12 protein-coding genes are annotated in these 14446 nt (G+C 39.5%); all 12 read left to right on the forward strand.

Translation table 11 applies throughout. From position 1 onward, the window contains the following. Positions 1 to 264: 264 nt before the first annotated feature. On the forward strand, positions 265 to 1038 hold the full coding sequence (gene rfbF, locus ICL16_RS20815) for a glucose-1-phosphate cytidylyltransferase (RefSeq protein ID WP_190831496.1): 774 nt from the start codon (positions 265 to 267) through the stop codon (positions 1036 to 1038). Between the two features lie 75 nt (positions 1039 to 1113). Next, positions 1114 to 2346: an L-2-hydroxyglutarate oxidase gene (gene lhgO, locus ICL16_RS20820; protein ID WP_190831499.1), complete on the forward strand. Its 1233-nt coding sequence runs from the start codon at positions 1114 to 1116 to the stop codon at positions 2344 to 2346. A gap of 129 nt (positions 2347 to 2475) precedes the next feature. After that, entirely contained in the window at positions 2476 to 3339 is an 864-nt protein-coding gene (locus tag ICL16_RS20825; RefSeq protein ID WP_190831502.1) for a glycosyltransferase, read from the forward strand. A 110-nt stretch (positions 3340 to 3449) separates the two neighbouring features. Then, a complete protein-coding gene (locus tag ICL16_RS20830; RefSeq protein ID WP_190831504.1) occupies positions 3450 to 4481 on the forward strand; it encodes an NAD-dependent epimerase/dehydratase family protein in 1032 nt (343 codons plus the stop codon). 210 nt (positions 4482 to 4691) lie between these two features. Further along, the gene (locus ICL16_RS20835; protein WP_190831506.1) at positions 4692 to 5663 is read left to right on the forward strand and encodes a glycosyltransferase family A protein; all 972 of its coding nucleotides are present in this window, start codon (positions 4692 to 4694) and stop codon (positions 5661 to 5663) included. Positions 5664 to 5675: 12 nt separating this feature from the next. After that, positions 5676 to 6671: a glycosyltransferase family 2 protein gene (locus tag ICL16_RS20840; protein WP_190831508.1), complete on the forward strand. Its 996-nt coding sequence runs from the start codon at positions 5676 to 5678 to the stop codon at positions 6669 to 6671. A 5-nt stretch (positions 6672 to 6676) separates the two neighbouring features. Next, positions 6677 to 7519, forward strand: coding sequence for a phytanoyl-CoA dioxygenase family protein (locus ICL16_RS20845; RefSeq protein WP_190831510.1), 843 nt, complete (start codon positions 6677 to 6679; stop codon positions 7517 to 7519). A 77-nt stretch (positions 7520 to 7596) separates the two neighbouring features. Beyond that, positions 7597 to 8169, forward strand: coding sequence for a dTDP-4-dehydrorhamnose 3,5-epimerase (gene rfbC / locus ICL16_RS20850; RefSeq protein WP_190831513.1), 573 nt, complete (start codon positions 7597 to 7599; stop codon positions 8167 to 8169). Between the two features lie 36 nt (positions 8170 to 8205). Continuing rightward, positions 8206 to 9516, forward strand: coding sequence for an NAD(P)H-dependent oxidoreductase (locus ICL16_RS20855; RefSeq protein ID WP_190831515.1), 1311 nt, complete (start codon positions 8206 to 8208; stop codon positions 9514 to 9516). Positions 9517 to 9673: 157 nt separating this feature from the next. Next, positions 9674 to 10762: a glycosyltransferase gene (locus ICL16_RS20860; RefSeq protein WP_190831518.1), complete on the forward strand. Its 1089-nt coding sequence runs from the start codon at positions 9674 to 9676 to the stop codon at positions 10760 to 10762. A gap of 35 nt (positions 10763 to 10797) precedes the next feature. After that, on the forward strand, positions 10798 to 13032 hold the full coding sequence (locus tag ICL16_RS20865) for a polysaccharide biosynthesis tyrosine autokinase (RefSeq protein ID WP_190831521.1): 2235 nt from the start codon (positions 10798 to 10800) through the stop codon (positions 13030 to 13032). 640 nt (positions 13033 to 13672) lie between these two features. Next, a complete protein-coding gene (gene hepC / locus ICL16_RS20870) occupies positions 13673 to 14413 on the forward strand; it encodes a heterocyst development glycosyltransferase HepC (RefSeq protein ID WP_190831523.1) in 741 nt (246 codons plus the stop codon). Positions 14414 to 14446: the final 33 nt, after the last annotated feature.

A 14446-nucleotide genomic window follows, 5' to 3' on the forward strand; every position in this document is an offset into this window, starting at 1 on the left:
GAAGTTGGGTATCTAGCTAATAAATTAGATATCTTTTATACTCTTTATTATTTCTATATATAAGTACTTAATTTCCGGTAATTAAATATAGTCAAAGCTTCTCCATTTTTTTATATAGGACACAAGTTAATTTATCTTGTCTTCATACTAAGGTAGGAAATTACGGTTAGATTAATTACTGAGAAAATTGACAAATTATATTTTCTCTATATAACTCCAACCCAGGTCAAGTATTTGTCTACCTAAAACTTTAAGAGAAAATCAATGAAAGCAGTAATTTTAGCTGGCGGGCTGGGAACACGCCTAAGTGAAGAAACTAGCGTTAAACCAAAGCCAATGGTTGAAATTGGTGGCAAGCCAATTTTGTGGCATATAATGAAAACTTACTCTGCTCACGGCATTAATGATTTTATTGTTTGCTGTGGTTACAAAGGTTACGTAATTAAGGAGTATTTTGCTAACTACTTCTTACATATGTCAGACGTTACCTTTGATATGCGATTTAACCAAATGAATGTACATTCTGGATATGCCGAACCTTGGCGCGTCACGTTGGTAAATACAGGTGACAACACAATGACAGGTGGACGTTTAAAGCGAGTTAGAGAGCATATTGGTAACGAAACTTTTTGCTTCACCTACGGTGATGGTGTAAGTAATGTCAATATTACAGAATTAATTAACTTTCATAAAGAACAAAAAACTTTAGGAACATTAACCGCAGTACAGCCACCAGGACGTTTTGGTGCAATCGTTCTCGGCTCGGAGCAAACTAAAATCTCTAGTTTTCGAGAAAAACCAGAAGGAGATGGAGCTTGGATTAATGGCGGTTATTTTATATTAGAACCAGATGTAATTAACTTAATTGATGATGATGCAACTGTCTGGGAGCAAAAACCATTAGAAAAATTAGCTGAAATGGATCAGCTATCGGCATACAAACATCATGGTTTTTGGCAACCAATGGATACATTGCGAGATAAAAACTATTTAGAAGATCTGTGGAAGAAGGATAAAGCACCTTGGAAGGTATGGTAGGTATCTGTAGAGACGTTCCGGCGGAACGTCTCTACAATTCATTTGTAAATTTAGCGTAGTTAGGGTGAAAATATCATGTACGATTTTGCAATTATCGGTGGGGGAATTGTTGGTCTTTCCACTGGCATGGCTTTAGGTAAAAAGTATCCAAATGCACGTATCTTAGTACTAGAAAAAGAGAGCAAACTTGCCTTTCACCAAACTGGTAACAACAGCGGCGTGATTCACTCTGGTATTTACTACAAACCAGGAAGTTTCAAAGCTAAGTTTAGTCGTGATGGTAGTCGCTCAATGGTGGAGTTTTGCCAAGAACATGGCATAGATCATGAAGTTTGCGGCAAAGTAATTGTTGCTACTGATGAAGCAGAATTACCACGCTTAGAGAACCTTTACAAACGCGGTTTGGAAAATGGTATTCCAGTTAAGCGGATTTCCAGCGCAGAAGTTAGAGAAATTGAACCTCATGTTAGTTGTGTCGGCGGAATTCAAGTATTTTCCACTGGAATTGTGAATTATAAACAAGTCTGCCACAAATATGCTGAACTGATTGCACAGCAGGGTGGAGAAATACGCCTGAATACAAAAGTTGAGCGCATCGTCAAAAGTAGCGATCGCTTAGTGCTGGAAACTAACAATGGGAATTTTGACACCCGTTTTATCGTCAATTGTGCTGGGTTGCATAGCGATCGCATTGCCAAGTTGGGCAATGTTGAAGCTACCGCTAAAATTGTACCTTTCCGAGGAGAGTACTACGAACTCACACCAGAAAAACGCTATTTAGTGAAAGGTTTGATTTATCCTGTTCCCAATCCAGATTTTCCTTTCCTGGGTGTCCATTTTACCCGCATGATTGATGGCACTGTCCACGCTGGACCAAATGCGGTGCTTAGCCTTAAGCGTGAGGGTTATAAAAAAACAGACTTTGACTTGCGTGATTTTGCAGAAGTGATGACCTTCCCTGGTTTCTGGAAACTTGCCGCAAAACATGCTGATGAAGGAATTAAAGAGATTATTCGCTCTTTTAGTAAAGCAGCCTTCACCAGAAGTTTGCAAAAGCTAATTCCGGAAGTACAAGCAAGTGATATTGTTCCTACCCATGCAGGTGTTCGCGCTCAAGCATTGATGAATGATGGTAAGTTAGTGGATGACTTTTTGATTATTCAAGGTCAAAACTCCGTCCATGTTTGCAACGCTCCTTCCCCGGCGGCTACATCTTCTATTGAAATTGGTAAGGCGATCGTTGCACAAATTCCTGAACAATCACACTTGGGAACAGCACAGACGGATGTAAATTTTTCTTTGCGGTAAACACGGTGTAAATATGATTACAGCAGTTTTTATACATAAAAATTAGAAGCTGCTGTAAAGTAATTTCCTTTACTTTTTTTCCTGAATCATTGTACTTATATTCAAGTAATAGTGGTTCAGGGAAGCATCATGAAACTATTAACAAGAATTTGCACAAGTTATCGGCAATGGAATTACATTAAGAAGTGGATCTACCAAGATAAATTATTCAATGAATTTACTAATTGGATTATATTAAATGATTGTCCATCAGATCCCTTACCATATGAACTTAAAGAGGTGTTCCAAAAGAGAAATATTAAATTTCATGAATTTACATTTAACATGGGTAGATGTACGGCGAGAAACTATGGAGTAAATATCTCAAATACAAAGTATGTAGAACATATAGATGGAGATGATTTACCTCTAAATATAGATACCAAGTTGCTAGAAAACAATTCAGTAGATTTAATTTTCTTCAAAATCCCTCATCATCGGATAGATACTTCAGGAAAAATATTACCAGTCCTTGACAACCAAAAAAATATATTTTATGAAGGAAATCAAATAAACGAATTCTATTCTCTACTCTTCCCCAAATGGGGAGAAAATGTGGTTATTCGTCCGGCTGGTACGTTGTGGAAGAGAGATGTCTTTTTATCACTAGGAGGATATGACGAGCGGTTTACTGGTGCTGAAGATGCTCAATTATTGTGGAAAGCTTACTTGAAAGAAGTGAGTTTTAAGTGGGAAGATTGTGCGAAACAATCTTATTTAGAAGAAACAGGACAAAAGCTAGAATCAGAATATTTACCAATTGGTTATCTTAAATTCTGGTATTTTGTTAAAGAAACTTGTCCTGCATCAATAAAAGATGAAGTGCAAAAAAAGATTAAGGCAGCACATCGGCAATTGTTATGGAAGTATAAAGCTGATATGAAAATACGTAGTCCAGAGAATCTTATGTTTAGAATAAAAGAATCTATCAAATGGATTTTGTTGGAAAAATAGTCATGACTCGTTCAGAATTGTGACGGTAATACAAAAACAGTTAGTTTACCCGCCTGGGTAATTACTTAACAACTTGCCTTGAACTAATTAATGTATAGGAACGCAAAGAAATGAAAACTCTCGTCACAGGTACAGAAGGCTATCTCGGTTCATTATTACCTCCCCTACTCATCGAACGGGGACATGAAGTAATTGGTGTAGACACAGGCTTTTATAAAGCAGGTTGGCTATATAACGGTACTGAGGTGACAGCCAAAACTCTGAATAAAGATATCCGTAATATCACTGCTGAGGACTTGCAAGGTGTAGAAGCAATAGTTCACATGGCGGAACTATCCAACGATCCTACAGGGCAATTGGCACCTCATATCACTTACGAAATCAACCATCAGGGTTCTGTTCGCCTTGCTAAACTGGCAAAACAAGCAGGTGTACGTCGCTTTGTCTACATGTCTTCTTGCAGTGTATATGGCGTAGCAACGGAAGGAGACGTAACAGAAGAATCAGCCGTGAATCCCCAAACTGCTTACGCAGAGTGCAAAACATTAGTAGAAAGAGACGTTCAGCCTTTAGCTGATGATGACTTTTCTCCTACTTTTATGCGCAATGCTACTGCTTTTGGTGCTTCCCCCAGAATGCGCTTTGATATTGTTTTAAACAATTTAGCAGGTTTGGCATGGACTACCAAAGAAATTAAAATGACGAGTGACGGTACACCTTGGCGTCCTTTAGTCCACGCTCTGGATATTTGCAAGGCAATTGTGTGTGCCATCGAAGCTCCTCGTGACATTATACACAACCAAATTTTTAATGTCGGAGACACCGCAAACAATTATCGCGTCAAAGAAGTAGCTGAAATCATTGCCTCTGTCTTTCCTGACTGTAAATTGAGTTTTGGCAGCCAAGGTGCAGACAATCGCAGTTACAGAGTATCTTTTGAGAAAATTAACACCAAACTACCTGGGTTTAAGTGTGATTGGAATGCTCAACGCGGCGCTCAGCAGTTATATGATTTGTTCAAGCAAATTGATATGACTGAAGACACATTCTTATTTAGAGGTTTTACTCGTTTGAAGCAGCTAGAGTACCTCATCCGCACTCAGCAAATCGATGGTAATTTCTTTTGGACTAAAAATTCATAGGGCAGAAAGAATCCACCCTTAAAAACGTTGGATTCTTTCCCTGTCTCGTGTCCCTCGTCCCCCTCGTTCCCAGTCTCCGACTGGGAATGCCTTCACAGAGGCAGAGCCTCCACATCGCATTCCCATGCTGAGCATTTAAACCAGGGTATTTTCATGATTCTACCAGTTAGATTGAGCTAACAACTTTACTTTTTTTTACATAACCAAGATATGGATAAATTACTCACTATCGCTATTCCTACATTCAATCGTGCTAAATTTCTTGAACAACAACTTACTTGGTTATCTAAAGCAATCAATGGTTTTGAGTCAGACTGTGAAATTCTTATTTCTGATAACTGTTCAACAGATAATACTCAAGAAATCATTAAAAAATGGCAGAACATCTTTATAAATACTATATTCAAATCACATATAAATAATGAGAATATAGGATTAATGCCTAATCTGGCTTATTGCTTACAAGCGGCAACTAGCAAATATGTGTGGGTAATAGGCGATGATGACCCAATTCAAGAAAATGCCCTAGCTGACATTATCTACAGCTTAAAAGAGCATTCTGATTTATCATTATTAATTCTTAACTATTCCATCTTATATGTACCAAATAATCAAATAGTTCGCGATCGCTGCTTTGATGTTGCCCAAGACGAGATTTATCAAAATGGTAAGGCGGTAATTGAGAAGTACTTAAAACAAGAGCCGACTCTTTTAGCATTTATGACTGCTCAAGTTTATCGCACTTCGTCAGCACAGCAAGCCTTGAGCAACTGGAAAGACAGTTTGAATAACAGGGAAGCACAAATTTATTGGACTGCATTTTGTGCATTACAAGGAAGGGTCAAAATTACCAAAGATGTTTATGTAGAATATGCCTGTGGAATGAACTCAGTACCAGGGCCAGAACTATGGTTTAAGATGCGTTATGCTGATCTACCTACAGTTTATGAAAAACTGACAGCCATTGGTTACTGCCAAATTATTTGTCGAAAATTTATTCTCCAGCATTTTGCAGTAACTAATTGGAAGGTAGTTTTAGGTGCTTTGAGACAATGGCCTTTCTTTACAATTAAAATAATTATACCATACCTCTACTTGGTAAGCGTAAGTCTTGGTAAACTATTTTTACATTTGATTTTCAAAAGCCTAACTTTTAGGTTCGTTAGTAGCCAAGCTCATTAACTATTTTTCTCTATGAACAAATTACTTACCATCGCGATTCCCACTTATAATCGTGCTGAATTACTAGACAAACAACTGGCGTGGCTTGCTCATGCTCTGAAGGGTTTTGAGTCAGACTGTGAAATTTTTGTTTCTGATAATTGTTCACCAGACAATACTCAAGAAGTGATCAAGAAATGGCAAGAAATTCTCAGTAACGTTACGTTTAAATCCCACAAACACGCAGAGAATGTGGGAGTAATGAAAAATATTATCCATTGCCTCAAGTCAGCGACAACACAATACGTTTGGGCAATTGGTGATGATGATCCCATTCAGGATAGAGCGATTTCTTATGTGTTCAACAATATCAAAAAACACCAAAATTTGTCATTGTTGTTTCTGAACTTTTCTGGGCGGAATAAAATTACTAACGAACCTGTTCATCCACCAACTATTGTGGGTAATCGCTGGTTTGATGCTGATAGTGAAGATGGTGATGGTGATAGCAAAGCAATATTTGCACATTGTTTCGCCAAAAGTGTCGGTGCTGTAATTTTTCTCACGGCTACAGTATATAGAACACAAGATGTACAACGTGCTTTACAAATTTGGCCTGATGCTGCAGATAACTGGATATCTCTAGCATACTTAGCCGGGTATTGTGCTGCCAATGGTAATATGATTGTCAGTAAAGATACTTATTTGGAGTGCATAGTGGGAGTGAGTTATTGGCAAAAAGAGCCAAAATCAGCGCTGCTGATGCAATACAAACACATACCAGAGGTGCTTTTGCGTCTGGAACAGTGTGGGTATTCTCCGCGATTTTGCCGAGGGATGATTGTAAAGAACTTTAAAGAAGTTAATTTGAAGGTCTTTTTAGGTGCATTGAGAAGATGGCCTTTGTCATCCCTCAAGATATTAGTGCCATTTTTAGCATTAGTGGGCATATCTGCGATTGAATACTTGAAGAAGGCAAAAGGCAGTGGGCAGTGGGCAGAAGGTAATTTGATAGTTAATAAAATCTAAAAATTATGTTGAAAGCAGTTACGAGCAAAATATTCGATCTCAAGTCGGAGTTAGAACACAAAATAGCACTGTTGAATCATGCTTCTTCATTGCCGACAATTGAAGAACGCGATCGCCCGATTCTAGATGCACTCAAACAAGAGGGAGTTTACATCACCTCCCTGCAAAAGTTGGGATTAGAATCGACAAACAATCTTCTGTCGGCGGCTTCCTATCAGTTGTCGAATATGAAAAAAGTAGACAACAGTTTGACATCCCAAAAGTTGCCACAGATTTATACAGTAACAGACTTACCAGAATTTTACACTTGGGCAACAGAGACTCGGCTGATCAGTGTCATTGAAAATTACATTGGTCTTCCTGTTGCTTTTCAAGGTGTACATTTACGTAAAGACTTCCCCAACTCTAATCAGTTTGGTACACTCTTATGGCATAAAGATTCAGAAGATCGCCGAATTATTAAAATTTTTGTCTACCTCAGTGATGTCGAAGAACATCATGGACCTTTTGAATACGTACCACTATCTTTAACTGGTAGACTGAGCCGGAAATATTTCCAAATCTATTACAAGCTGTGGCAGTCGGGTTTCGTGGGGATAGACGATCAAACTCTCAGTCAATTTATACCCAAATCTGCTTGGCAGTCTTGCCCAGGTAAAGCAGGTACAGTCATAATTGTAGACGCGAAGAACGTCTTACATCACGGTACTTTGCGTACAGAGGAACGATCAGCTCTATTTTTTGTCTACACTGCCAACCCTCCGCAGCGCCCAGAACTGTGTACGCAATACTGGGACGACACTTTTGCTAGACCAGAGCAAAAACTCTCAACGACAAAAGTCTCTTGAAGTAGAAAATTTTATCCGGTTTTTTTCGGAAATTGCTGAGTAGTTTGTGTAGTGCTTATTAACAGGTGAGAAAATCCATGATATTTACTGAAACTGAACTCAAAGGCGCATTCATCATTGACTTAGAACAAAAGCATGACCATCGTGGTTTCTTTGCTCGTACTTTCTGCGCTCAAGAATTTGAAGCGCACGGTTTGAAGCCAACGGTAGCTCAGTGCAATATGTCTTACAACTACAAAAAGGGAACGCTGCGAGGAATGCACTATCAAGTTGCGCCAGCAGCAGAAACAAAATTAATTCGTTGCATAAGTGGCTCCATATACGACGTAATAATAGATATGCGTCCTGAATCTCCAACTTTCCTGTCGCACATTGGTGTAGAACTAAGTGCAAGCAACCGACGTGCTTTGTACGTTCCGGAAATGTTTGCTCACGGCTACCAAGCACTTACCGACGACTCTGAGGTTGTGTATCAGGTAGGCGAGTTTTACACGCCTGGGTATGAGCGGGGTTTACGCTATGACGATCCCTTTTTTAATATTGAATGGCCTTTGGAGGTAACGGAAATATCTCAAAAAGATATGAATTGGCCTTTGATGAGGGCAATGACAGTAGGCGGTACTTCTTCCCAAATAACAGTTAACAGTTAACAATTAATAAATTAAAAAAACTTTACAGGAGTTGACATGATTATTATTGATCGCGCCTTACAAGCTCGTGCCGAAGCAGGAAACCCAATTAAAGTGGGGATGATTGGTGCAGGCTTCATGGGAAGAGGAATTGCTAATCAAATTGCCAATTCTGTTCCAGGGATGGAGTTAGTCGCCATTTCCAACCGTGATGTGGAAGCAGCTAAAAGAGCATATACAGAAGCAGGAATAGAAAATTATCAAGTTGTTTCCACCGTTACAGATTTAGAAGACTCAATTGCTCATGATGGTTATGCAGTAACAGAAGATGCTATGTTACTGTGCCGCGCTGCGGGAATTGATGCATTGATTGAAGTAACAGGAGCAGTGGAGTTTGGCGCTCATGTAGTGATGGAGGCGATCGCTCATCATAAGCACGTAGTTATGATGAACGCAGAACTTGACGGTACTGTCGGTTCCATTCTCAAAGTGTACGCCGATAAAGCCGGAGTCGTCCTCAGCGCCTGTGACGGGGATCAGCCAGGGGTGCAAATGAACCTCTACCGCTTTGTGAAAAGCATTGGTTTAACTCCTTTATTATGTGGTAACATCAAAGGTCTACAAGACCCCTACCGTAACCCCACGACTCAAGAAGCATTTGCCAAACGTTGGGGACAAAAGGCGCACATGGTGACTAGCTTTGCTGACGGAACAAAAATTTCCTTTGAGCAAGCGATTGTTGCTAACGCCACAGGGATGCAAGTTGCCCAGAGAGGAATGCTGGGATTTAACTTCAGTGGTCATGTTGATGAAATGACCCACATGTATGATGTTGAACAACTCAAACAGTTAGGTGGTATTGTTGATTACGTCGTAGGCGCAAAACCAGGTCCGGGGGTGTTTGTATTTGGTACTCATGATGATCCTAAACAACAGCATTATTTAAATTTATACAAGTTAGGTGAAGGACCACTGTATAGCTTTTACACTCCTTATCACCTGTGTCACTTTGAAGTACCTCTGAGCGTTGCGCGTGCTGTCTTGTTCCAAGATTACGTCTTAAGTCCAATTGACGGTCCGCGAGTTGATGTCGTCACCACTGCCAAAATCGACCTAAAAGCAGGGGACACTCTAGATGGCATCGGCTACTATATGACGTATGGGCAATGTGAAAATTCAAACATTGTTTCTGGGCAAAATCTTTTACCAATGGGTTTAGCAGAAGGGTGTCGCTTGAAACGAGACATTCCCAAAGACCAAGTACTTACCTACAATGACGTAGAATTACCTGAAGGCAGACTGTGCGACAAGCTGCGAGCTGAGCAAAATGCTCATTTTGCCACAGGAAAAACCCTTGCAGCAGTGTAATTAATGACAGGTAGAAGAGAGTGAGGAGGTCAGCGGGAAGTTAACTAAAGCTACATACATTCTAGTATGCACCCTTAACTGCCCACTATCAATGTTGCTAGTGGGCAATTACTCGTCAGAGTTTAAATAAATTTGAGAAAATCTTTAAGGAAACTTCATGAAAATAGCACTAGTTCATGATTATCTAACTCAGCGGGGAGGGGCAGAGCGAGTGTTTGAATTGCTCTGTCGGCACTTCCCCACAGCAGACATTTTCACATCGTTGTACGACCAAGAGCAAACAATTGACTTGGGCGATCGCATAGTCCAAACAACGTATCTGCAAAACATTCCGGGCGCGGCAAAGTATTTTAGGTTAATGGCTCCCTTTTATTTTCCTGCCTTCCGTGCCTTAGATTTAGAAGACTACGACTTAATTATTAGTAGTAGCACTAGCTTTGCCAAAGCAGTACGAAAAAAACCATCTGCACGCCACATTTGCTTCTGTCATAATGTCACTCGTTTCTTGTGGGATACAGAAACCTATTTACGAGAGTACGGAGACTACAGATACTTTGCTCCGTTAATCGAACAAGTATTCCAAATGATGCGAAAGGTAGATTTAACCTACGCACAAGAGCCGGATCTTTACATTGCTAATTCTAGTGTTGTCGCTCGTCGGATTAGAGAAATTTACAAAAAAAAGGCAATTGTTATTAATTATCCCATTAATACCAGTAAGTTTATTTTCTCGGATAAAAAAGATGATTATTATTTAGCTTCAGCCCGGATGATTAGCTACAAACGACTTGATATAATAGTCGAAGCCTTTAACTGGCTAGGCTTTCCGTTAAAAATATGCGGAAATGGTCCAGAGCGAGACAGATTAGAATCCAAAGCATTGAGTAACATCGAGTTTTTGGGACATGTAACTGATGCAGAACGCACAAAGTATTTTTCTCAAGCTAAGTCTGTCATAGTTGCAGCCTTAGAAGACTACGGATTAGTTCCCGTAGAAGCAAATGCCAGTGGAACACCAGTAATCGCTTATGGAGCAGGAGGGGTAATCGACACTCAAATACCAGGTAAAACTGGAGTCTTTTTTAAGAGGCAATCACCCGAATCCTTGCTTGCTGCATTACAAGAAGCCAGGGAAATCTATTGGGATTATGAAAATATCCGTACTCATGCAGTAACCAACTTCTCAGAGCAGGCATTTTTTGGCAAAGTCGAGCAAGTTATTGATCAAGCTTGTAGCGTACATTAATTATTCATTTTATTTATTCGCTGAGGTTGTTAAACGTGGTTCAGAACAGTCTAAGTCCTCATGTAAATCCAGTTAATGAGCAGGAACCGGGTTACGGACAACTGTTTGCGGTTTTAATCCGCAGATTTCCTTGGTTGCTATTAGTATTAATGGCTTCTGTTGGTACAGCATATGCCATTACCAAAAAAACACCTCCCACATATAAAAGCTTCATGCAGTTGTTGGTAGAACCCAACTATCAAGGCAGAAGAGGAGACGGAGGTTCTAGTGCAGAAAATCAATTTATTGATCCTAATGTTGAGATAGATACTGCAACTCAACTCAACTTGATGCTCAGTACTCCGCTGATGCAAAAAGTAGTCAATAAATTGAAGCCCGCGTATCCAGATATAACTGTGGGCAAACTTAAAAGCTCTTTAGTTTTAGATCAAATTAAAGCAAAAGAAGACAAAGTTGCTACTAAGATATTTGAAGCGCAATTTACCGACAAAGATCCAGTTAAAACAAAAAAAGTTTTGGACGCTGTTCAGCAAGTTTATTTGGAATATAACAAAAAACAGCAAAACGATCGCCTCAAAAAAGGTCTAATGGTGATTGGTGAGCAGTTAAGAAATGCACGCGAGGATGTTGATAAAGCAAAAGCCAACCTCCAAAGGTTCCGTGTCACCCAGAATGTGATTGACCCAGAATCACAATCAAAAGATCTAGAAACACAGTTAAATAATATCATTCAAGAGCGCCGTACCACCCTTTCTCAATACGAGGAAGCTTCTGCTCGTTACAACTCCATACAAAAACAACTCAAAAGTACTCCACAAAATGCTCTTGTCGAAGCGCGACTAACTCAGTCCACTCGTTACCAGGGGATACTTAATGAAATTCAAAAAACCGAACTGCTACTTGCTCAATCTCGTCTAACTTTAACAGATGAACATCCTAGCGTGCAAAAGTTGGTAGACCAACTTCAGCGTCAAAAGGAATTATTGCAGCTAGAGCAGAAACGAACATTAGGAGCAGACGCTCCCCCGGTGAATAGCCAAGGACAATCTTTACTTGAACAAGGACAAAAGAGCCAAATTGACCTCACCCTTTCAGGTCAGTTAGTAGAGACGCAAACAAATATACTTGCTCTGAGCGCTCGCGATCAAGTTCTGGTTAAGAAAGAACAGGATATACGTATCCAACTACAGCGATTTCCCGGTTTGTTAGCTGAGTACAGTCGCTTACAACCACAAGTACAACAAAGCCAAGAAAGATTGCAAGAACTATTGAAGAACGAGCAAAAACTAAGACAAGATCTTGCCAAGGGAGGATTTAACTGGGAAGTTGTTGAAGAACCTCAACTAGGAATGATGACAGGTCCTAATCTCCAACAGAACCTGTTATTAGGTGGAGTAGTTGGGTTAATGTTAGGCGGAATTGCTGCCTTTGTGCGTGAATCAGCTGACGATGCCGTTCACACCACTGCTGAGTTGGAAAAACAAATTCCGATTCCATTGTTGGGTACAACTCCCAAATTACCAATGACTCGAGGCAGAGACTCAGTAATCCAGCTACCTTTTGGTAAGCCGGAAGTGGCATCTCCTTGGACAGTTCAAGTACTGCAATCTCCACCTCGTTGGGAATCGCTGGATTTAATTTTCAAAAATATTGAACTGCTTAATTCTGTTGCTGCACTCAAATCTTTGATGATTACCTCAGCGTTACAAGATGATGGTAAGTCTGCTTTGGCTTTGGGATTAGCAATGAGTGCTGCTCGTTTACATAAAAGAGTACTACTGATTGATGCAAACCTGCGCAATCCTACTCTACACAAACAACTCAATCTACCAAATGAACAGGGGCTTTCCACTCTACTAGCTTCTGACTCCAATATTCCCAATCAGATTAGCATTCAATCTTCTGGCTCATCTTACATTGATATTTTAACCGCCGGACCACAGCCCGCCGACCCAGCTCATCTTTTGAGTTCCCCACGCATGGGGCAATTAATTGCAGCTTTTGAGGAAAATTATGATTTGGTACTAATTGATGCTCCTCCGGTGATTGGCTTGGTTGATGCTATGTTGACAGGCTCTTACTGCCGTAGTGTGATCCTCGCAGCAACTATTGGTAGGGTAACTCGAACTCAGCTAGCTCAAGCTACAGCTATGTTAAGTAAATTGAACTTAATTGGTGTTGTCGCCAACGGGGTATCCAACTCCAACAGTACCTATGTACCTTATGCAAATCAAAGCCGATTTGCACTACAACAAGCGACAGAAAAGTAAATACCTGATTTCAAAGAAACCCGGTTTCTTCAAGAAACCGGGTTTCTTAGTTTAAATCAATTTTTTTTATCTAGAGGGCAAATGGTTATTTGTCCTCATTATTATTTGCGATATTTCATATCAAGAAATACAGATATAATTTTATTAATCCTTATTAACTTTTTTGAGTTAGTAATTTAATTGTGTTAGAATGTCTGGCAGAAATTAACAAAAAATTTTGTTACGTAATTACACCAAGAAGTTAATTCATAACAACTTAATAATTACCTAAATAAAATCCCTTTTATTTAAAGAGTAAATAAAGAATCTATAAAAACCACTGATATTTATACAAAATCTTATATCCTATATATTAATAGCCAGATTTACCATCAAAAACAAAGTGAAATTTATTTAGCTTTTTTCCAAATATTAATAGCACCTACGCTATGATTTTTCGTAAAGAAAGTAATTAAAGAAGTGTAAAAAACTTCTTAGCGCATGTAACCTACTTTGATGATAGTATAGCTATCACTTCATTTTTTATAATTAGACTCAGTCGGTCTTTGAGCAGAAAAGCAGATGTAAATCTGATGATTAAAGCACTAACAGGTTTATGACATCAGGCTTTCCGTCTACAGCTATATAAGTGCAAATACATATGACAACATCAATAATTACTAGCTTTCCCACTTACCCTAATTACCATACTGTAACGCAGCTACAACAAAATCCTTCCACATACTGTACAGTTCAGTGGCGTCGGGGTTTATTGTTGGTGAAACCTTTTGGAAAAGTGAAACAGCCATATCTCACCTCACTAGATGAACACGAAACCTTAGTGAAGTGTCTCAAGCATTCTCCAGTTTCAAAGGTACGTATAGATCCGAAACTAGGTGAAGCCAAGGTGAGGTTATGGGCAGATGCTTGTGAGCAAGCAATGAAGCCAATATATCTACAAATACCCTCACGTGCCTCTGAATTAAACGGCTCACCATTAGCGCTGTTAAAGCGGCTGATGGAGTGGATTGTTGCCTTAATTTTTCTTGTGACACTTAGCCCGGTAATTCTAGGATTAATTTTACTGATGCGCCTTAACTCTTCAGAGGCTATTTTTTCTCGTGAGTGGCACGTTGGTGTGAGAGGTAAACTTTTTCGGGTAGTTAAATTTCGCACTCAAGTGGGAATTACACCGCTAGATCGTTGGATGGAAAATTTACCTCAGTTGTTAAATGTGCTACGTGGTGAAATGAGTTTGATTGGCTCCCATTGCTTTTCTCTAGAAGATGCTATCAAACTGAATCTACAACAGCAAAAACAGCTAAATAAGCTACCAGGAATGATTAGCTCATCAGAGGTAGTAACAACAGATTTGTTACACCTAAATAGCCAAATACTGTGATTGAGCGAAGAAAGAGAGAGGGCAGCTATCTTG

Source organism: Iningainema tapete BLCC-T55 (assembly GCF_014698965.1).
GTDB classification, from domain to species: Bacteria; Cyanobacteriota; Cyanobacteriia; order Cyanobacteriales; family Nostocaceae; genus Iningainema; species Iningainema tapete.

Excerpts from the sequence above, each read along its gene's own strand:
- ICL16_RS20840 (WP_190831508.1), top strand. The coding sequence starts at position 5,676 with ATGAACAAATTACTTACCATCGCGATTCCCACTTATAATCGTGCTGAA.
- ICL16_RS20825 (WP_190831502.1), top strand. The coding sequence starts at position 2,476 with ATGAAACTATTAACAAGAATTTGCACAAGTTATCGGCAATGGAATTAC.
- ICL16_RS20855 (WP_190831515.1), top strand. The coding sequence starts at position 8,206 with ATGATTATTATTGATCGCGCCTTACAAGCTCGTGCCGAAGCAGGAAAC.
- lhgO (WP_190831499.1), top strand. The coding sequence starts at position 1,114 with ATGTACGATTTTGCAATTATCGGTGGGGGAATTGTTGGTCTTTCCACT.
- ICL16_RS20835 (WP_190831506.1), top strand. The coding sequence starts at position 4,692 with ATGGATAAATTACTCACTATCGCTATTCCTACATTCAATCGTGCTAAA.
- ICL16_RS20845 (WP_190831510.1), top strand. The coding sequence starts at position 6,677 with ATGTTGAAAGCAGTTACGAGCAAAATATTCGATCTCAAGTCGGAGTTA.
- rfbF (WP_190831496.1), top strand. The coding sequence starts at position 265 with ATGAAAGCAGTAATTTTAGCTGGCGGGCTGGGAACACGCCTAAGTGAA.
- hepC (WP_190831523.1), top strand. The coding sequence starts at position 13,673 with ATGACAACATCAATAATTACTAGCTTTCCCACTTACCCTAATTACCAT.
- rfbC (WP_190831513.1), top strand. The coding sequence starts at position 7,597 with ATGATATTTACTGAAACTGAACTCAAAGGCGCATTCATCATTGACTTA.
- ICL16_RS20830 (WP_190831504.1), top strand. The coding sequence starts at position 3,450 with ATGAAAACTCTCGTCACAGGTACAGAAGGCTATCTCGGTTCATTATTA.
- ICL16_RS20860 (WP_190831518.1), top strand. The coding sequence starts at position 9,674 with ATGAAAATAGCACTAGTTCATGATTATCTAACTCAGCGGGGAGGGGCA.